The following is a 413-nucleotide window of genomic DNA, read 5'->3' on the forward strand; positions in this document are numbered from 1 at the left end:
GATCAAAGGCCTGCCCGCGCACGAGTTGCTCAAGCGCGGTCTCGCGATGGTGCCGGAAGGTCGCGGCATCTTCGCGCGTATGTCGATCGTCGAGAACATGCAGATGGGCGCGTATCTGCGCAACGATACCGACGCCATCAAGTCGGACGTCGAGCGCATGTTCGGCTTCTTCCCGCGTCTGAAGGAGCGCGCCTCGCAATACGCGGGCACGCTGTCGGGCGGTGAGCAGCAGATGCTCGCGATGGCGCGCGCGATCATCTCGCGCCCGAAACTGCTGCTGCTCGACGAACCGTCGATGGGTCTGTCGCCGATCATGGTCGAGAAGATCTTCGAAGTGGTGCGCTCGATTTCCGCTGAAGGTATGACGGTGCTGCTCGTCGAGCAGAACGCGCGTCTCGCGCTGCAGGCGGCCA

At 63.7% G+C, this 413-nt stretch carries 1 protein-coding gene; it reads left to right on the forward strand.

What is annotated here, in order from left to right; genetic code table 11:
- Positions 1–413, forward strand: a 413-nt coding sequence (locus tag AB3X94_RS41960) for an ABC transporter ATP-binding protein (RefSeq protein ID WP_368614483.1), incomplete at both ends; no start/stop codon positions are given.

Origin of the sequence: Paraburkholderia sp. BR10923 (assembly GCF_040948765.1) — a bacterium.
GTDB lineage: Bacteria > Pseudomonadota > Gammaproteobacteria > Burkholderiales > Burkholderiaceae > Paraburkholderia > Paraburkholderia youngii.